This is a genomic window from Mesoflavibacter sp. CH_XMU1404-2, from assembly GCF_037029465.1.
GTDB lineage: Bacteria > Bacteroidota > Bacteroidia > Flavobacteriales > Flavobacteriaceae > Mesoflavibacter.
In genome coordinates this window covers 310,244-329,927 of the sequence record NZ_JAYMEM010000009.1, presented here as the reverse complement: position 1 = coordinate 329,927, position 19,684 = coordinate 310,244, and the positions used below count along the sequence as shown (strand labels likewise).

Here is a 19,684-nt window from a genome sequence, read left to right as displayed (position 1 = left end):
CAATGGTTACAAATTTAACAAACAAAATGAAATAAAAAAATAATTTTAAAAAAGACTATTTCCTACGCTTCTTCTTATACTTCACCTTATCCTTTCGTTGGTTAAAAGGTACAGCATCGTTATAGGTGTTTTTAGTTTTACCTGGTTTATTTTTACGCCATTTTTCATCTTTCTTAGGTAATAAAACATCAAGTAAATCTTGTCTTCCTAATTTATTAAGCGTGTTTTTAATCCAAGCTTTGTTTTCATCTTTATACCAAAAGAAAAAACGGTGTTGTTCGTCTTTTTCCTTTCTGGTTTTTGGCGTATTTACCTTTTTAAGCGTGTACGGATGGTAACCACTGTAATAAATCACAGTTGCAACGGTCATTGGTGTTGGTGTAAAGCCTTGTACTTGCTCAAGCTGAAAGCCCATATCTTTAGTTTCGGCAGCAAGATTTGCCATATCTTCAACTTCGCAAGCTGGATGATTTGAGATGAAATACGGAATTAACTGTAAGTTCAGTTTATTCTTAATATTGATTTTATCGAAACGTTCTTTAAACTTATGGAAGTAACTAAACGAAGGTTTTCGCATTAATTTCAAAACAGGATCACTGGTATGTTCTGGCGCTACTTTAAGTCGACCAGAAACGTGCTTGGTCATCACTTCTTCAGTATAATCGTCTAACTCTTTAGGATCTGCGTTTTTATTGAATTCTGGCACCAACATATCGTGTCTAATTCCAGAACCGATAAACGATTTTTTTACCTTCGGATGACTATCAACCGCTTGGTACAATTCGGTTAACGGTTTATGAGACGTATCTAAATTGCTACAAATTACTGGCGAAATACAACTTGGCGCAACACATTTATCGCAAATAGCTTGCACTTTACCTTTCATTTGATACATGTTTGCACTTGGTCCACCAATATCAGATAAATAGCCTTTAAAATCAGGCATATTTGCCACCGTATCGACTTCCTTTAAAATAGATTCTTTACTACGTGATGCAATAAATTTTCCTTGATGTGCCGAAATGGTACAAAAACTACAACCACCAAAACATCCACGATGAATGTTGATGGAAAACTTAATCATTTCAAACGCAGGAATTGGTCCACGTTTGTTGTATTTAGGATGTGGTAAACGCGTGTAAGGCAAATCGAAAGAGGCATCTATTTCTTCCTCGGTCATTGTTGGATAAGGCGGATTGATCATCAGCATCTTATCACCTACTTTTTGAAAAATTCGTCTTGCAGCTAACTTATTTGATTCTTGCTCTATAATCTTAAAGTTAGACGCATATGCCTTTTTGTCCTTTAAACAAGTTTCATGCGATGCAATTTCTACATCTTCCCAATTTTTATTTTTTGGGATATCGTTTTCATCATTAATAAGAATTGCCGTTTGGTTTACGGTATTAATACTTTCAAACGGAACACCTCGTTCTAGCAAACGTACTATTTCACGTAATGGTTGTTCCCCCATTCCGTATACCAACATATCAGCTTTAGACGTTTCTAGAATGGTTGGCATCAATTGGTCGCTCCAATAATCGTAATGCGTCACACGACGTAATGAGCCTTCAATTCCACCAATTAAAACTGGTGTATCTGGCCATTTCTCTTTTAAAATCTTACTGTAAACCGTTGATGCATAATCTGGTCTAAAACCAATTTCGCCATTTGGTGTGTACGCATCTTTATCACGACGCTTTTTGTTGGCGTTGTAGTTGCTAATCATAGGATCCATACAACCACCAGTAACACCGAAGAACAGACGTGGTTTACCCAACTTAACAAAATCTTGAAGATTATCGTTAACATTAGGTTGTGGTACTATAGCAACACGCAAACCCATACTTTCTAACAAACGTCCGATTACTGCTGGACCAAAGGTTGGATGATCTACATAGGCATCTCCGCTAAATAGGATAACATCTAGGTATTCCCATCCGCGAATTTTCACCTCTTTATTTGTGGTAGGCAACCAACTAGAAAGTCTTAATTCTTCTTGCATAACGCTGCAAAATTAATCAAAAATTATACTATAATAGATTTTTTAAAAGGTTTTATTGGCTGGAACTACATACACTTATTTAATAACATAATAACTCATAATGAGATAGTTACTAATAAGCCTATCTCAGTTTCTCTGCGTGTAATTGTCTTAATTTATTCAACTTTGGATCTATAACATAAGTACAATAGCCATAATCTGGATTGTTTTTATAAAATTCTTGATGCTCTTTTTCGGCTTCATAAAAAACACCCATTGGACTTACTTCTGTAATAATTTGATTGTTGTATAAAGGATTTAATACTTCTAAAACACGATTAGCAATTTCCTTTTGAGTATCATTATAATAATATATTACAGATCGGTATTGTGTCCCAACATCTGCACCTTGCCTGTTTAAAGTCGTTGGATCATGTGTTGTCATAAAGATTTCAATAATGTCTTTATAACTAATAATATTAGCATCAAAAGTTATTTTAACCACTTCGGCATGACCTGTTAACCCAGAACAAATTTCGCGATAAGTTGGTTTTCCTGGTGCATTACCACCAGTATAACCAGAAACAACTTCTTCTACACCTTTTACATGATTAAAAACTGCTTCTGTACACCAAAAGCATCCGCCACCAACAGTAGCAACTTCTAACTTTTTTGTAGTCATTAAATTATCCTTCTTTATTAAGAATTAAAGATTCTGAATTAACACAATAACGTAAACCACTAGGTTTTGGTCCATCAGGAAATATGTGTCCCAAATGCGCATCGCAAGTATTACACATAATTTCTACACGTATCATCCCAAAAGACGAATCCTTTTCATATTTAATCGCATTGGTTTGTATTGGCTGTGTAAAGCTAGGCCAACCTGTACCCGAACTAAATTTTATAGTCGAATCAAATAATGGCGTGTCACAACACACACAATTATATTGTCCAGCTTCAAAAGCACTACATAAAGCACCACTATGCGGCGCTTCTGTTCCTTTTAATCTAGTAATCCTATATTGATCTGGTGTTAATTGTGCTTTCCATTGCTCGTCTGTTTTTTCAACACGACGGTCTGGATTTGGATTTCCGTTAACGGTAAAACTTATAATATCTTTCCAAGTTAGCATTGTACTTTTCCTTTCTGTTAATTAAGTAATTAAAGTTGTGTGATAAGTCGTGTTAACAAGCTTAACCTTTCATCTTAAATAAAAAGCTAAAATAGTTTAATCTTAACTGTTAATTATTAAAGTGTTAGTTATTTTTTCGCCAAAAAATTGGGCTAAAAAAAAGATATCAACATAGTTATCAAATAAAAGTGAGTACAGTATTTGGTAATCAAATATATAATCGTAAATTTGCAAACTCTTTTTGAGAGAGGAATGTTTAATAAAAAATAATTAATAACGTGGACACATTAAGCTACAAAACGATTTCAGCTAACAAAGCTACTGCAGACAAGCAGTGGGTTTTAGTAGATGCTGAAGGTCAGTCATTAGGTCGTTTAGCTTCTAAAGTTGCAAAACTTTTAAGAGGTAAACACAAGCCTAGCTTTACACCACATGTTGATTGTGGAGACAACGTAATTGTTGTAAACGCAGAAAAAATCAACTTAACAGGAAACAAGTGGAACGATAAGACTTACTTACGTCACACAGGTTATCCAGGTGGTCAAAGAAGTTTATCTGCTAAAGAAATGTTTGGAAAAGATCCAGCAAGATTAGTAGAAAAATCAGTAAAAGGTATGTTACCTAAAAACAAATTAGGAGCAGACTTATTCCGTAATTTAACTGTTGTGGTTGGTACAGAGCACGCTCACGAAGCTCAAAAGCCAAAAGCAATTAACTTAAACGAATTCAACTAATGGAAGTAATTCACAAAATTGGTCGTCGTAAGACCGCAGTTGCTCGTGTTTATGTTGCTAAAGGAAAAGGTAACATCACAGTTAACAAAAAAGATTTAAATGACTACTTCACTACAGGTACATTACAGTACAAAGTAAAACAACCTTTAACGTTAACAGAAAACGAAGGTAACTTTGACGTAAGAGTAAATGTATTTGGAGGTGGTATTACAGGACAAGCAGAAGCTGTACGTTTAGCAATCTCTCGCGCAATGTGCGAAGTAGATACAGAAAACAGAGGTATTCTTAAACCTGAAGGATTATTAACAAGAGACCCAAGAATGGTAGAGCGTAAAAAATTCGGTCAGAAGAAAGCTCGTAAAAAATTCCAGTTCTCTAAACGTTAATATCATTGCTAAACTATTTAGCACAAAACAAAAAATTAAACTAGTTATTGTTGTACTTAGCCTAAAAGGCAAGTTTAGTTTAGCATCTAAATAATTAAGGCGAATTTATTAAATGACCACTTAATTATTGCTAATTCAACAGAACGTAAACTATTACAAAATGGCAGTAGAAGTAAAAGAATTACTTGAAGCAGGTGTACACTTCGGTCACCTTACACGTAAATGGGACCCAAACATGGCTCCTTACGTATATATGGAACGTAACGGTATCCATATCATAAACTTATACAAAACAGCAGCTAAAATAGACGAAGCTGGTGCAGCGTTAGCAAAAATCGCAGCATCAGGTCGTAAAATTTTATTTGTTGCTACAAAAAAACAAGCTAAAGACATCGTATCAGAAAAAGCAAGTAGCATTAACATGCCTTACATTACTGAAAGATGGCCTGGTGGAATGTTAACAAACTTTGTTACTATCAGAAAAGCGATTAAAAAAATGGCTACTATTGATAGAATGAAGAAAGACGGTACATTTAACACACTTTCTAAAAAAGAACGTTTACAAGTAGACCGTTTAAGAGCTAAGTTAGAGAAAAACTTAGGATCTATCGTTGATATGACACGTTTACCAGGAGCTTTATTTGTTGTAGATATTAAGCGTGAGCACATTGCAATTAAAGAAGCACAAAAATTAAACATTCCTATCTTTGCTATGGTAGATACTAACTCTGATCCACGTGAGGTAGACTACGTAATACCAGCAAACGATGATGCTTCTAAATCTATTGATAAAATCTTAACGCACGTTACAGAAGCTATTACAGCTGGTCTTAACGAGCGTAAAGCTGAAAAAGCTGAGAAAGATGCTGCAAAAGCAGACAAAAAATCGGCTCCTAAAAAAGCAAAAGCTTCAAAAGAGGAAGAAGAATAAATTAACAATTTTCAAACATGAATAAGTCGTTTAGTTCTTTTCTTTACTGAAAATTAATTGAACGACTTTTTTTTAAATTATAACTTATTATGAGTGAAGTAAAAATTTCTGCAGCAGAAGTAAACAAACTAAGAAAAGCTACTGGTGCAGGTATGATGGACTGTAAAAAAGCATTAGTAGAAGCAGGCGGAGACTTTGACAAAGCAATTGACGTTTTACGTAAAAAAGGACAGAAAGTTGCTGAAAAAAGAGCAGATCGTGATTCTTCAGAAGGTGCTGCAATTGCTAAAGTAAACGATGATAACACAACTGGTGTTGCTATCGTATTAGGTTGCGAAACTGACTTTGTTGGTAAAAATGAATCTTTTGTTGCTTTAGCTAACGAAATGGCAGATAATGCTATCAACTTTGATAACAAAGAAGAATTTTTAGCTTCTGACTTTAATGGTATTTCAGTATCAGAAAAATTAGTAGAACAAACTGGTGTAATTGGTGAAAAATTAGACATCAATGCTTTTGAAAAAGTAAACGCACCTTACGTTGGTTCTTACGTACATATTAACAAAATTGCTGCTATCGTTGGTTTTTCTGCTGCTGTAGACAACGTAGAAACTTTAGCAAAAGACGTTGCTATGCAAATTGCATCTATGGGTGCATCAATCTTATCTTACAAAGATTTTGATCCAGCATACGTAGCTAGCGAAACTGAAGCAAGAATTGCTGCTATTGAGAAAGAAAACGAAGAATTAGCTCGTTTAGGAAAAACATTAAAAAATGTACCTCAATACATTTCAATGTCTCAATTAACTCCAAAAGTTTTAGCTCAAGCTGAAGAAGATGCAAAAGAGCAATTAAAAGCTGAAGGTAAGCCAGAACAAATCTGGGACAAAATCTTACCAGGTAAGATGGAGCGTTTTATCTCTGATAACACAACTTTAGATCAAGAACAATGTTTATTAGATCAAAAGTTTATCAAAGACGAAAAAATGACTGTTGCAGAATACGTTAAGTCTTTTGGTGATGTTGAAATCACAGGATTTAAACGTGTAAGCGTAGGATAGTCTTTTATTGCAAACACAATAAAACATAAATATAAAAAGCCATTACAACTTAGTAATGGCTTTTTTAATGCCATGAAGTCAAAAAGACAAAACAAAAATTTTAATAATTTGATTTCAAAAAATTATGTAGCTTTGCTAAACTTTCAAAATTAAAATGAAATACAACCGAATTTTACTAAAATTATCTGGTGAAGCCCTAATGGGTAAGCGCCAATATGGTATAGATCCAGAACGATTAGCAGAATATGCAGAAGACATCAAACAACTAACCGACAAAGGTGTTGAAGTTGCCATAGTTATTGGTGGCGGTAATATCTTTAGAGGTGTTGCAGGAGCAAGTAATGGTATGGATCGTGTGCAAGGAGACCACATGGGTATGCTTGCAACAGTAATAAACGGTTTAGCTTTACAAAGCGCTTTAGAAGATGCAGATGTAAAAACAAGACTTCAAACAGCAATCAAAATTAATGAAGTTGCGGAGCCTTTTATTAGAAGAAAAGCATTAAGCCATTTAAGAAAAGGACGTGTTGTTATTTTTGGAGGCGGAACAGGTAACCCATACTTTACAACAGATTCTGCTGCAGTTTTAAGAGCAATCGAAATTGAAGCAGATGTTATTTTAAAAGGCACAAGAGTTGATGGTATCTATAACGCAGACCCAGAAAAAGATAAATCTGCAATAAAATTTGACCATATCACCTTTGACGATGTCATTAGACAAGGCTTAAAGGTAATGGATACTACAGCATTTACTTTAAGTCAAGAAAATAAATTACCAATTATTGTTTTTGATATGAACAAAAGAGGTAATTTATTAAAAGTAGTTTCAGGAGAAAACATTGGAACCGAAGTTAATTTATAATTTTAATATATTTCAATTTTAAAAATTGGCTCAATTATTGAAAGAGCTTCAATAATAAATACATACTATGGAAGAAATTACATTTATTATAGATACTGCTAAAGAAGCAATGGATAAAGCAGTTAAACACTTAGAAAAACAATTTTTAAACATACGTGCCGGTAAAGCTAGCCCTGCAATGTTAGGAAGTGTGATGGTTGATTATTATGGCTCTCAAACTCCATTAAGCCAAGTTGCAAACGTAAATACTCCAGATGGAAGAACCATTAGCGTACAACCTTGGGAAAAAAATATGCTTCAAGAAATTGAAAAAGCAATCATGAATGCTAACCTAGGTTTTAATCCAATGAATAATGGTGATTTTATAATTATTAACGTACCGCCATTAACAGAAGAGCGTAGACGCGACCTTGCTAAGCAAGCAAAAGCTGAAGCTGAAGATGCTAAAATTGGAGTAAGAAACGCAAGAAAAGAAGCTAATAACGACATTAAAAAAACAGATGATGCTTCTGAAGATGTACAAAAAAATGCTGAAGCAGACATACAAGATTTAACCGATAAATACGTTAAAAAAATTGACGAGATTTTAGCGATTAAAGAAAAAGAAATTATGACCGTTTAATAATTTAAGCGACTTTAATAGTCGCTTTTTTTATTTCTTTTCTTTTTTTAATATATTTTATTTTGGATTGTTTTTAGTTTGAATGTTAAAACACAAATACACCTCTACCCTATTTTTATGCACTGCAATATTTTTGTTTAGTGTCACATTTGTATTTTCTCAAACACCAAAAGACAGTACTGCTACTGTTAATGATTCAATTAAAAAAGCAAACTTTTTAAATCGTTTAGGTAACGGTTTTTTTCCAACCAAATTTTTAGATATTGATTTAAGATACTTAGTTAAATTTAATCAATATGAAGGATTAAGATCTGGACTTGGCGGACAAACAAGCAGTGAATTTTCAGATAAATATCGTCTTAACGCTTACTTAGTTTATGGTTTTGTAGACAAAAAATCTAAGTATAGTATTGGTGGTGGTGTTAGAGTTGCTCCAAAAACCAATACATGGATTAACCTTTCTTACACTGACGATTTACAAGAAACAGGAAGCACACAATTCATCTTAGACAAACGCTTTTTTCAATTTTTTGAACCGCGTTTATTAAATATAGATTTATTTCATAAACATATTACAACCAAGCTATCTGTTGAGCATGAGATTTCACCTAAATTATTAACCGAAACCCAATTTTCAACCAGTAATATAAGTCCAACTTACAGCTACAATTTTGAAGCCAACAACACTGTTTATCATGCTTTTGAAGTATCGCTTGCTAAAGTAGCTTTTCAATATAATCCATTTGACAAGTTTGACATAAAAGATGGTAAGCAAACATTGATTAAAAGTGGTTTCCCAAAATTCACCTTACAATACACTAAAAGTTTTAAGGATGTTTTAGGAGCAGATTTTAACTTTTCTAAGGTAGATTTTAGAACAATTCAAAAGTTTAACTACAACAATAAAGCCAATACATTACTAACGCTAACTGCTGGATTTGCTCACGGAGATACGCCTTTAACACATTTATATCACGCTTATCCAAATAACATTAGGAAAGAAACCATTATGCAAAGATTTTCAGTCGCTGGGATAAATAGTTTTGAAACCATGTTTTTTAATGAGTTTTTCTCGGATAGATTTACCTCGTTTATAGTAAAACATTACTTTGCTCCTTTTAAAATTACCGAGCGTTACCAACCTCAATTGGTTTTAATTTCTAGATATGCACTTGGTAATATGAATAACATAAATAGACATCAAAATCTTGATTTTAATACACTTGATAAAGGTTATACAGAAACCGGTTTTGAAATTAATAAATTACTTTTTGGTTTTGGGTTAAGTGCGACTTACAGATATGGTGCCTATCACCTACCAAAAGAAGAAGACAATGTTGCGGTTAAATTCACATTTAACATAACACTGTAAAATCAAAGATTTTTTATTAATCTTTCTTTGATAAGGATATTTTTTTCAGATTTAATACAAATTTCAAAAGCAAAGAAATTAAAACATTTTTAACCTTCATTACCTAGTAAATACATTGGTTTTACCTACCTTTGCATGATTTTTTGAAGCAATATGTTAAAACTTTTTTCAAATAACTTTTGGGATTTTATAGCGCGTAAGATTTTGCGTAACAAAATTGGTATTTTACTAGGCATCGTTGTCATTACCATTTTGCTAAGTACGCAATGGAAATACATGCGTTTTACCTATACAGAAGCTAACCTTTTACCTGACGACCACGAAGTAAACATTAAGTATAATGAGTTTTTAAAGGTTTTTGGTGAAGAAGGTAATTTGATTGTTTTAGGTATAAAAGACCCTAAGCTTTTTACTGTTGAAAAACTTAACGCTTGGAATAAGCTGTCAGAAAGTTTTAAATCTGCTCCAGAAGTAGAAACTGTAGTTTCAATAAAAGACCTTCAAAAACTTGTAAAAGACACCGATAAAGAACAATTTAAATTAGAGCCTTTTATAAAAGATTCTATTCAGTCTATTGCTCAAATTGAAACTTTGCAAGACGAGCTTTTTAATAAATATCCTTTTTACGACAATTTTTTATTCAACAAAGAAAGTAAAACAGTAAGAACGGCTATTTACTTAAAAAAAGATATTGTAAACACACCTGCAAGAAAAGATTTTGTCTTAAATAATCTTGAAGAAAAAATTAAAGAATTTGAAAGCTTAAATGATATGCAAGTACGCGTATCTGGTATGCCATATATTAGAACATTAAATGCTCAAAACATAGTTGATGAGATTAATCTTTTTGTTCTTGCGGCGCTTTTAGTCACATCAGTAATCTTCTTTTTCTTCTTTAGATCTTTTAGAGCGACTATTATTTCTTTAGTAGTAGTTTGTATTGGTGTGATGTGGACACTTGGTATTTTAGGAATGCTTAAATACGAAATCACGGTACTAACAGCGTTAATTCCACCATTAATTATCGTTATTGGTATACCTAACTGTATTTTCTTAATTAACAAATACCAGCATGAAGTAAAATCTCATGGTAATAAAGTAAAAAGTTTACAACGTGTAATTACAAAAGTTGGTAACGCTACATTAATGACTAACGTTACTACAGCTTCTGGGTTTGCTACTTTTATTTTAACAGAAAGTACTTTATTGAAAGAATTTGGTGTAGTTGCATCGTTAAGTATTCTTGCCATTTTTGTACTTTGCTTATTGATTATTCCAATAATCTATACATTTTTACCTTATCCAAAAGACCGTCATTTACAACACCTAAATAAGCGTTGGATTGGTGGTTTTGTGAATTGGATGGAACACATGGTAAGAGAAAAGCGTATCACCATTTACATTACTTCTTTGGTTCTTTTGGTGGTTTGTATAATCGGAATTTATCAAATACGCATTTCTGGAAGTTTAATAGAAGACATGCCAAAAAAGGCGCAATTTTTTAAAGACATTCGTTTTTTTGAAGAAGAATTTAATGGTATTATGCCTTTAGAAATTATGGTAGACACCAAACGTAAAAAAGGTGTTATGAAGTTGTCTACTTTAAAGCGCATGGATAAAATTGAAGAGTTTATTGTAGAAACTCCAGAGTTATCAAAACCAATTTCAGTTGTTGACTTAGTAAAATATTCAAAACAAGCTTACTACAACGGAAACCCAAAATACTACCAATTACCGACCAGCCAAGAAAATAGCTTTATTTTAAGCTATGCTAAAAACTCATCTTCAGATGTAGATTTACTTTCAAATTTTGTAGATAGCACAGGTCAATATGCCCGTATTACTACCTTTATGAAAGATATTGGTACGGATAGAATGGAGCGTATTCAAGAAAATTTACAAGAAAAAATAGCCAACACGTTCCCAGAAGACCGTTACAATGTAACCATGACTGGTAAAGCACTAGTATTTCAAAAAGGAACAAAATACTTAGTAAAAAACCTAGCTATTTCGTTAAGCTTAGCCATATTATTAATATCACTATTTATGGCGTATATGTTCCGTTCATTCAGAATGATTATGGTATCGTTAATCCCTAACCTACTACCCTTAGTTGTTACTGCAGGATTAATGGGTTATTTAGGCGTACCTATAAAACCATCTACAATATTAGTATTTAGTATTGCTTTTGGTATATCTGTGGACGATACCATTCACTTTTTAGCAAAATACAGACAAGAATTGCAAGCCAATAACTGGAAGATTAAAAAATCGGTTTATGGCGCTTTACGCGAAACTGGCGTTAGTATGTTTTACACCTCTATAGTGCTATTTTTCGGATTTTCAGTATTTATCATTTCAAGTTTTGGTGGTACCGTTGCACTTGGTGCTTTAGTCTCTGTAACGCTACTTTTTGCCATGCTATCTAACTTACTATTATTACCTTCATTACTATTATCTTTAGAGAGAAATATTGCCAATAAAGAGGTCTTGAAAGAGCCTGCAATTAATATTATTCCTGAAGAAGAAAATGAAGACCTTACTTTTTCAGAAGAAGAATAAATAAAAAACTCTATTTTTGAATTAAAATTTTTAAAAATGAACCAATACACAGTCGCTACATTATTAGAAGAAACTAAGTTTCAAGAAGTACAAATTAAAGGTTGGGTACGTACCTTTAGAGCAAATCGTTTTATCGCTTTAAATGACGGTTCTACAATTAATAATATACAATGTGTAGTTGATTTTGAAAATACAGACGAAAGCACTTTAAAACGCATCACTACTGGTGCTGCTGTTGCCATTACTGGAGATTTAGTAGAAAGTCAAGGTAAAGGTCAAAAAGTAGAAATTGCTGTAACGAATATTGAAATTTTAGGAGATTCTGATCCAGAAACTTACCCAATTCAACCTAAAAAACACACGTTTGAATTTTTAAGAGAAAATGCACATTTACGTACAAGAACAAATACGTTTAGTGCTGTTATGCGTTTAAGATCTGCATTATCATTTGCTATTCATAAATATTTTAATGATAACGGATTTTACTACATGCACACGCCAATTATTACAGGTAGTGATGCAGAAGGTGCAGGAGAAATGTTTCGCGTAAGCGCATTAGACCCAAAAAATCCGCCATTAACAGAAGACGGAGACGTAAATTATAAAGAAGACTTTTTTGGTAAAGAAACTAACCTAACAGTTTCTGGTCAATTAGAAGCCGAAACGTATGCTATGTCTTTAGGTAAAGTGTACACATTTGGACCAACATTTAGAGCAGAAAACTCTAATACATCGCGTCACTTAGCAGAGTTTTGGATGATTGAGCCTGAAGTTGCTTTTATGGATCTTGCTGGTAATATGGATTTGGCAGAAGATTTTATGAAAAGTGTTATCACTTACGTTTTAGAAAATTGCCAAGACGATTTACAGTTTTTAGACGATCGCTTATTTAACGAAGAAAAAACAAAACCACAAGCAGAACGTAGCGATATGCGCCTAATAGAAAAATTAAAGTTTGTTACAGAAAACAACTTTAAGCGTGTAAGCTATACCGAAGCTATAGATATTTTACGTAACAGTAAACCAAATAAGAAGAAAAAATTCAAATATATCATAGAAGAATGGGGCGCAGATTTACAGTCTGAGCACGAACGTTTTTTAGTTGAAAAACACTTTAAATGTCCCGTGATTTTATTTGATTACCCAGCAAACATCAAAGCATTTTACATGCGTTTAAACGAAGACGGAAAAACGGTACGCGCCATGGATATTTTATTCCCAGGTATTGGAGAAATTGTTGGTGGATCACAACGTGAAGAACGTCTAGAAGTTTTAAAAGAAAAAATGGCTGCTTTAGATATTCCTGAAGAAGAATTATGGTGGTACTTAGACTTACGCAAATACGGTACAGCTGTCCACTCTGGATTTGGTTTAGGATTTGAGCGTTTAGTAATGTTTGCATCTGGTATGACAAATATTAGAGACGTTATTCCTTACCCAAGAACACCTCAAAACGCAGAGTTTTAATAAAAAATCAAAACCTATAAGTTTTAAAAACCTTGTAGGTTTTTTTCTTATTTTTATATAAAAGAAAGAAACGCTTTATGCTTAAACAATATTTACAGTTCAAATTATCGCAAAAATTGTCGCCGCAACAAATTCAATTAATGAAATTGATACAGTTGCCTACACAAGCTTTTGAACAACGTTTAAAGCAAGAGTTAGAAGAAAATCCAGCTTTAGAAACTGGTAAAGAAGAAAGAGTAGACGACTTTGAGGATAATTTTGACAACAGTCAAGAAGATTACGAAGACAACGATAAAATTGAAGCAGAAGACATTAATGTAGACGATTATTTAAGCGATGACGAAATCCCAGATTATCGTACAAGCTCTAATAATTATAGTGCAGACGATGATGAAAAAAGTGTGCCTTATGCTTCTGGGACAACCTTCACACAGCATTTAATCAATCAACTAAACACGTTTAGACTTTCTGATGAAGAAAGAGATATCGCAGAATTTTTAGTTGGAAGTGTAGATGAAAGTGGATACATACGTCGAGACATTATTGATATTGTTGACGATTTAGCCTTTACACAAAGCATTTATACCGATGAAGCTAAAGTAGAAAGTGTATTAAAAAAAGTACAACAATTAGATCCTGCTGGTGTTGCCGCAAGAAACCTTCAAGAGTGTTTAAGTATTCAATTACATCGTAAAGAAAAACATCCAGATATTGAGCTTGCAATAGAAATTATAGATCATGCTTTTGAGAAATTCACTAAAAAGCATTACAAAAAATTAATGCAAAAGTTTGATGTCAATGAAGAGCAACTAAAAGAAGCAATTCATGAAATTGAACGTCTTAACCCAAAACCTGGTGGTTCTTATGCTGGAAATAATCGTATTGTAGAGCATGTAGTACCAGATTTTGCTATCAAAATTGTTGATGGCGAATTAGAGCTTACTTTAAATGGTCGTAATGCTCCAGAACTTCATGTGTCTAGAGAATACAACAACATGCTTAAAGGCTACAAAGAGGCTAAAGATAAAAGCAAACAGCAAAAAGATGCAGTGCTATTCATTAAACAAAAATTAGATGCTGCAAAATGGTTTATAGAAGCTATTAAACAACGCCAACAAACACTTTTTGTTACGATGAGTGCAATTATGCATTATCAAAAAGAATACTTTTTAACTGGTGACGAGCGTAAGCTAAAACCAATGATATTAAAAGACATTGCTGATGAGATTGATATGGATGTCTCTACCGTATCTCGTGTTGCTAATAGTAAATATGTAGATACACCTTATGGTACAAAATTGATTAAAGAATTCTTCTCAGAATCTATGACTAATGATCAAGGCGAAGAAGTATCTACAAGAGAAATTAAAAAAATATTAGAAACGGTTATTGAAGAAGAAGACAAAAAGAAACCTTTAACCGATGCTGCTCTTTCTAAAATTTTAAAAGAAAAGGGTTATCCTATTGCAAGACGTACTGTAGCAAAATATAGAGAGCAGCTTGATATACCTGTAGCTAGATTGAGAAAGACCATTTAATGAAGTGGTTAATAAAAAGCATATCATTTATTTTTCATCCTGTAGTAATGCCATTAATTGCAGTGGTATTTTACTTTCATAAAACACCTCGTTTTATTCCAGAACAATGGGTAAATGCTAAAATTATTTCGCTTAGTATACTTTCTGTTTTATTACCAATATTAATATTCTATCTACTAAAAACTTTAGGAAAGGCTAAAAGTATCTATCTTAAAACAACAGAAGAAAGAGTGTTTCCCTTACTTATAAACATCTTTATTATAGGGTTAATTCTTTACCGTGTTTTTCCCTCTTATCAAATTATAGAGTTATACTACTTTTTTATTGGTGTGCTAATTTCAAATATTACAGCGTTAGCATTAACATTTGCTAAATTTAAAGTAAGTCTACACATGACTGCTGTAGGTGGTGTATTTATGTTTTTCATTGGTTTTGCCATTCACTTTAGTAAAAACATAAACGGAAGTTTAGCATTAATGGCTGTTATAACAGGCGCAATAGCAACATCAAGATTGTACCTAAAAGCACATACAGTAAAAGAACTTTTAATAGGCTTATTAATAGGTGCTATACCACAGATTATTGTAGAAAATTACTGGTTGTAAATTTTTATTAAAGAATATAGAACATCAAACCAATTTTTACATCACTCATATCAATAGGGTTATTATCAATTGTAGTAGCATCAAATATCGGATTTAAGGCATAGTATAAATGAAAATTCCAAGTACTATATCCCGCACTTAGAGTTAAGCCATATTGAAGTGTATTAAAGCTATCTATTTGCTTTATTTTAATATTTTCAGGTTCGCCTTCATACTTTGAAGAGTTTGAGAATACATAACCAAATTTTACACCAGTATAAATTCTCCAAAAGCTATATTCTTTTGCTGTTGAAGTACGCCATCTAAATTCAATAGGCAATTCAACTACTGACGTGTAAAACTTATTTTTAGAATAATTTACTTCATCACCTAGAACAGAAAAGTTAACGTCTTTATTATTTTCTGAAATTAAAAGATTTTGATTATAACTATTAAATGAAAGCCCTAAACCAACACCAATAGATTTATTTCTGCATTTATTGATAGGCATATCTCTTATAAAACCAAAATGAAAACCACTTGAAAACTTATTTTGGCTAACTCCATTGGGCTTATTATTTAACAAGTTATAAGTTATACCTAAATAAAACTGATCTTCTCTATAAAGCGAATCTGTAACGCTTGGAAAAGACGATTCTTCTTCCTGAGCAAAAAGCGAACAACCACTAAGTATAAAAAGTAATAATAACCTAAATTTCATTTTTTTAAGATATAAACATAAAGGTATAAAAAACAAAAGGTGTTTTGAAAACCAAAACACCTTTTGTTATAAAATTAAGAGTATTCTTATTTAAGTGCACTACCCTTTTTTGTAGTGTAATTAATTTTAAGTTGTCCAGCTTTACGTAAAGCTTGTTCTACGTCAGAAACTAATCCCATGTTAGTTGATTTATCTACTTTTAAAGCAGTAATCAACATTGGTACTTCTTCCTCACGCTTTGTAGCACGCTCTGCAGCAACAAAAGCTCCGATATCGCTTATGTTAGCAAGTTTATCATTTAATTGAATTCTTGCTTCTGTACCATATCTTTCTTTATAATTGTCACTTGGCGGACCTGCATAAATAAACATGATTAAGTTTTTCTGACCTAATTTTTCAGTATCTGCAGCAGACGGCAAATTGTTTTTTATCTTCAAACTACTGTCTCTCATTACGGTTGCTACCATGAAAAAGAATAATAGCATGAATACAATATCCGGTAAAGATGCTGTAGAAATTGCTGGTAGCTCATTACTACCTTTCTTTTTAAATTTTGACATAGTTTTTAATTAAAATTGTGGTTCTGCTTTAGATATGATTCTAGGATATTTTTTCTTAATATTCTCTATCTTATCTTTTAGTTTTTCGCTTTTAAATTCTGGTGATTTAGAGTCATCATAAGCTGCTTCCATTTCTTTAAAAGAACGGTTATACAGTCTTTGTGCTAACTTTTCTCTTAACTCAGAATAAGCGCTTACTAATTGATCATAAACGGTTATAAACGTTTCATAATCTGTGGCTCTAGAGTGCGTTATCGAAATAATTGCTTTTGAAGGATGATCTGATGATTCTGGATTACGTGCTCCATTACAATAATCACATCTTTCTCCTTCAGCGCTTGTTCCGCCTCCATTATCAATAAACTTTAATGCTGCAGCTTTAAGGTCTTTAATTTCCATTAAATCACCTTCAACCAGCATTTGGTTGTTTTTGTTTAGCTCAACTGTAAAGATATTCTTCTGTTTAATTTTTACCTCTGGTGGTGGAATATCTGGTGGTAACTTAGAGTTAATACCAGAATCCACTTCTATAGTAGTAGTTACTAAGAAGAATATTAATAATAAGAAGGCAATGTCAGCCATAGAGCCTGCATTAACTTCTGGTGCTGATCTTTTTGCCATAATTTATTTTATTAATTTTTTGATACCTGAGAATAACATTGCTGCTGCTGCAGTTAAGATTAATACGTAAAAAGCGATTAATCCTGCACCAACCATGTGAGATTCTCCTTCAGTAACTGGGTTACCTCCGTACTTGTAAACCATAGTATCTCCTCCTGATACGGCATAAGCTACAATTAGCACTGCTAAGAATGCTCCTATACCTATTAACGTATTTTTTAGAGATCCAGTATTTGAAAATAAATTTTTAAATACAAAAATGATTACTGATAAAAGGATAATAAACAGTACAACGTATGCTACATAAGACATGAAGTCAACAACAGCGTTGTCTCCAGCCTTAATAGCTTCGTCTCCTTTTGCTAAAATACCAATTAAAAAACCTATACCAGCTAAACTCAATACTAAAGCAACTATTTTTAAAATTTTGTGCATAATCTTTAATTTTTAAAGTTAGTAATTGAGTAAATTATTTCTTGTACTTAGATAACATATCGATTAAAGTGATAGAAGAATCTTCCATGTCATTAACGATGCTATCAATTTTTGCAATAATATAGTTATAGAAAATTTGTAAGATAATTGCTACGATAAGACCAAATACAGTAGTTAATAAGGCTACTTTAATACCTCCTGCTACTAATGATGGTTGCATATCTCCTGCTGCTTCAATTTTATCAAAAGCTTGGATCATACCAATTACCGTACCCATGAACCCTAACATTGGTGCTAATGCGATAAATAAAGAAATCCAAGAAACGTTTTTCTCTAATTGTCCCATTTGTACTCCACCGTAAGCTACAACCGCTTTTTCAGCAGCTTCTAAATCTCCGTCTGCTCTATCTAAACCTTGGTAAAAGATAGAAGCAACAGGTCCTTTTGTATTACGACAAACTTCTTTAGCAGCTTCAATTCCTCCAGATTGTAAAGCATCTTCTACATCTTGAGTTAATTTTTTAGAATTTGTAGTAGATAAGTTTAAAAAGATAATTCTTTCAATAGCTATAGCTAAACCAAGAATTAAACATAATAATACAATCCCCATAAATCCTGGACCACCTTCAATAAAACGTTTTTTAAGTTCTTGGTGGAATCCTAAGTCTTCTGCTGGTGCATCTGCAGCCGCTTCTTCATTAGAATCTTCTTGAGTTAAGACTACAGTTGTTGCAGTTGTCATTGCAGCATTTGCAGTTGCGTTAGCTGTTCCGAAAGCCATAATACATGCTATAGCTAGGATAGAAAATAATCTTTTCATTTTGTTGTTCTTAATTTTATTAGTTAAAGTGTTAAAGATATAAAAAATAATGTAATTTGAAATAAAAAACTACGCAGAGAGGAAGGGATTCGAACCCTCGATACGCTATTAACATATACACACTTTCCAGGCGTGCGCCTTAAACCACTCGGCCACCTCTCTGTAATCACTTATTTGTTCTTACAGCATGGCAAATAACAAAAAAATATTCTAAAGCTGAAATTTTAGACGTTAATTTTAGGTCATTTCTCCACGTAAAGACGTTTCGAATATGTTTTTGAATAAGTTAGGCGAAATATTTTGCCCTAATAAATACATCATTTTTACTAAAGCTGCTTCTGTAGTGATGTCTTTCCCAGATATTAAGCCAATTCTTTTAAGGTTTTCGCTGGTTTCATATCTACCCATAATAACACTTCCACCAGAACATTGTGTAACATTAACTATATGTATTCCTTTTTTAATAGTTTCCTTTAATAAATCTAAAAACCATGTTTCTGTAGAGCAGTTTCCTGCGCCGTAAGTTTCTAAAATTACTCCTTTTAATCCTGAACTATTAAATAAAGACTCTAAAATATGTTTAGTTATACCTGGAAATAACTTTACAAGCGCAATATTTTCATCTAAATTTTTATGAACAATCAAGTCTTTTCTAGGATTTGGTTTCCACAGATATTCATTATTAATTTTTAGATGAACACCACTTTCTGCTAAATCTGGATAATTTAAGCTAGCGAAAGCTTCAAAATGTTCTGCATTGATTTTTGTAGTACGGTTGGCACGATACAATTTATATTCAAAATACAAACACACTTCTTTAATTATGGGTTTGTTATAATATTGAAGTGATGCGATTTGAATGGATGTAATTAAATTTTCTTTAGCATCTGTACGCAAATCTCCTATTGGTAATTGTGATCCTGTAAAAATTACAGGTTTTGCTAAATGCTCTAACATAAAACTTAAAGCTGATGCTGTATAGCTCATGGTATCACTACCATGAAGCACAACAAAACCATCAAAATCTTCGTAATTGTTTTCAATAATTTCAGCAATTTGCACCCAATATTTTGGCTGCATGTTACTAGAATCTATTGGATCTTTAAAAGATGTGGTTTCTATATTACAATCTAACAGTTTTAATTCTGGAATGCGTTTAAGAAGATTGTTAAAATCGAAAGCTCGTAACGCTCCAGTTTCTGGGTCTTTTATCATACCGATAGTTCCTCCGGTATAGATTAAAAGTATGTTAGGTATGGTTTTAGTCATTTCGATTTATAATTTTTAG

The 19,684-nt window shown here is 32.5% G+C and carries 20 protein-coding genes and 1 tRNA gene; 11 read left to right on the top strand and 10 right to left on the bottom strand.

Annotated elements, in window-relative coordinates; all coding sequences use genetic code 11:
• Positions 1–55 precede the first annotated feature (55 nt).
• From WA327_RS07485 to msrB, 3 genes are all read right to left on the bottom strand, one after another.
• Positions 56–2,005 (bottom strand): YgiQ family radical SAM protein, encoded by a 1,950-nt coding sequence (locus WA327_RS07485; protein ID WP_336068180.1) that lies wholly within the window; start codon positions 2,003–2,005, stop codon positions 56–58.
• A 121-nt stretch (positions 2,006–2,126) separates the two neighbouring features.
• Positions 2,127–2,666 (bottom strand): peptide-methionine (S)-S-oxide reductase MsrA, encoded by a 540-nt coding sequence (gene msrA, locus WA327_RS07480; RefSeq protein ID WP_336068178.1) that lies wholly within the window; start codon positions 2,664–2,666, stop codon positions 2,127–2,129.
• 4 nt (positions 2,667–2,670) lie between these two features.
• A complete protein-coding gene (gene msrB, locus WA327_RS07475; RefSeq protein ID WP_336068177.1) occupies positions 2,671–3,120 on the bottom strand; it encodes a peptide-methionine (R)-S-oxide reductase MsrB in 450 nt (149 codons plus the stop codon).
• Between the two features lie 278 nt (positions 3,121–3,398).
• Here msrB and rplM point away from each other — a divergent pair, with 278 nt between their 5' ends.
• The 11 genes from rplM (at position 3,399) to WA327_RS07420 (ending at position 15,260) form a co-directional block, all read left to right on the top strand.
• Positions 3,399–3,854 (top strand): 50S ribosomal protein L13, encoded by a 456-nt coding sequence (rplM, locus tag WA327_RS07470; RefSeq protein WP_336068175.1) that lies wholly within the window; start codon positions 3,399–3,401, stop codon positions 3,852–3,854.
• Positions 3,854–4,240 (top strand): 30S ribosomal protein S9, encoded by a 387-nt coding sequence (rpsI, locus tag WA327_RS07465; RefSeq protein WP_336068173.1) that lies wholly within the window; start codon positions 3,854–3,856, stop codon positions 4,238–4,240. Before rplM ends, rpsI begins: the two co-directional genes overlap by 1 nt.
• Before the next feature lie 160 nt (positions 4,241–4,400).
• Positions 4,401–5,171, top strand: coding sequence for a 30S ribosomal protein S2 (gene rpsB, locus WA327_RS07460; RefSeq protein WP_336068172.1), 771 nt, complete (start codon positions 4,401–4,403; stop codon positions 5,169–5,171).
• An 89-nt stretch (positions 5,172–5,260) separates the two neighbouring features.
• The gene (gene tsf / locus WA327_RS07455; RefSeq protein ID WP_336068170.1) at positions 5,261–6,232 is read left to right on the top strand and encodes a translation elongation factor Ts; all 972 of its coding nucleotides are present in this window, start codon (positions 5,261–5,263) and stop codon (positions 6,230–6,232) included.
• Between the two features lie 154 nt (positions 6,233–6,386).
• The gene (gene pyrH / locus WA327_RS07450; RefSeq protein WP_027879481.1) at positions 6,387–7,094 is read left to right on the top strand and encodes a UMP kinase; all 708 of its coding nucleotides are present in this window, start codon (positions 6,387–6,389) and stop codon (positions 7,092–7,094) included.
• Positions 7,095–7,161: 67 nt separating this feature from the next.
• Positions 7,162–7,716: a ribosome recycling factor gene (frr, locus tag WA327_RS07445; RefSeq protein WP_036227108.1), complete on the top strand. Its 555-nt coding sequence runs from the start codon at positions 7,162–7,164 to the stop codon at positions 7,714–7,716.
• A 133-nt stretch (positions 7,717–7,849) separates the two neighbouring features.
• Positions 7,850–9,088: a DUF5686 family protein gene (locus tag WA327_RS07440; protein WP_336068165.1), complete on the top strand. Its 1,239-nt coding sequence runs from the start codon at positions 7,850–7,852 to the stop codon at positions 9,086–9,088.
• Positions 9,089–9,241: 153 nt separating this feature from the next.
• On the top strand, positions 9,242–11,650 hold the full coding sequence (locus WA327_RS07435; RefSeq protein ID WP_336068164.1) for an efflux RND transporter permease subunit: 2,409 nt from the start codon (positions 9,242–9,244) through the stop codon (positions 11,648–11,650).
• 36 nt (positions 11,651–11,686) lie between these two features.
• Positions 11,687–13,117: an asparagine--tRNA ligase gene (gene asnS, locus WA327_RS07430; RefSeq protein WP_336068163.1), complete on the top strand. Its 1,431-nt coding sequence runs from the start codon at positions 11,687–11,689 to the stop codon at positions 13,115–13,117.
• A gap of 77 nt (positions 13,118–13,194) precedes the next feature.
• Positions 13,195–14,655 carry an RNA polymerase factor sigma-54 gene (gene rpoN / locus WA327_RS07425; RefSeq protein WP_336068161.1) on the top strand — a complete coding sequence of 487 codons (1,461 nt, stop codon included), beginning with the start codon at positions 13,195–13,197 and terminating at the stop codon, positions 14,653–14,655.
• The gene (locus WA327_RS07420) at positions 14,655–15,260 is read left to right on the top strand and encodes a hypothetical protein (RefSeq protein ID WP_336068159.1); all 606 of its coding nucleotides are present in this window, start codon (positions 14,655–14,657) and stop codon (positions 15,258–15,260) included. Before rpoN ends, WA327_RS07420 begins: the two co-directional genes overlap by 1 nt.
• Positions 15,261–15,267: 7 nt before the next feature.
• Here WA327_RS07420 and WA327_RS07415 read toward each other — a convergent pair whose 3' ends face one another.
• From WA327_RS07415 to WA327_RS07385, 7 genes are all read right to left on the bottom strand, one after another.
• The gene (locus WA327_RS07415; RefSeq protein ID WP_336068157.1) at positions 15,268–15,960 is read right to left on the bottom strand and encodes a porin family protein; all 693 of its coding nucleotides are present in this window, start codon (positions 15,958–15,960) and stop codon (positions 15,268–15,270) included.
• An 86-nt stretch (positions 15,961–16,046) separates the two neighbouring features.
• On the bottom strand, positions 16,047–16,520 hold the full coding sequence (locus WA327_RS07410) for a biopolymer transporter ExbD (protein WP_304142410.1): 474 nt from the start codon (positions 16,518–16,520) through the stop codon (positions 16,047–16,049).
• A gap of 9 nt (positions 16,521–16,529) precedes the next feature.
• A complete protein-coding gene (locus WA327_RS07405) occupies positions 16,530–17,141 on the bottom strand; it encodes a biopolymer transporter ExbD (protein ID WP_304142412.1) in 612 nt (203 codons plus the stop codon).
• Positions 17,142–17,144: 3 nt separating this feature from the next.
• Positions 17,145–17,576, bottom strand: coding sequence for a hypothetical protein (locus WA327_RS07400; protein WP_336068155.1), 432 nt, complete (start codon positions 17,574–17,576; stop codon positions 17,145–17,147).
• Positions 17,577–17,610: 34 nt separating this feature from the next.
• Positions 17,611–18,396 (bottom strand): MotA/TolQ/ExbB proton channel family protein, encoded by a 786-nt coding sequence (locus WA327_RS07395; protein ID WP_304142416.1) that lies wholly within the window; start codon positions 18,394–18,396, stop codon positions 17,611–17,613.
• A gap of 74 nt (positions 18,397–18,470) precedes the next feature.
• Positions 18,471–18,558 (bottom strand) — tRNA-Ser (locus WA327_RS07390).
• Between the two features lie 75 nt (positions 18,559–18,633).
• Positions 18,634–19,665, bottom strand: coding sequence for an asparaginase (locus tag WA327_RS07385; protein ID WP_336068151.1), 1,032 nt, complete (start codon positions 19,663–19,665; stop codon positions 18,634–18,636).
• Positions 19,666–19,684: the final 19 nt, after the last annotated feature.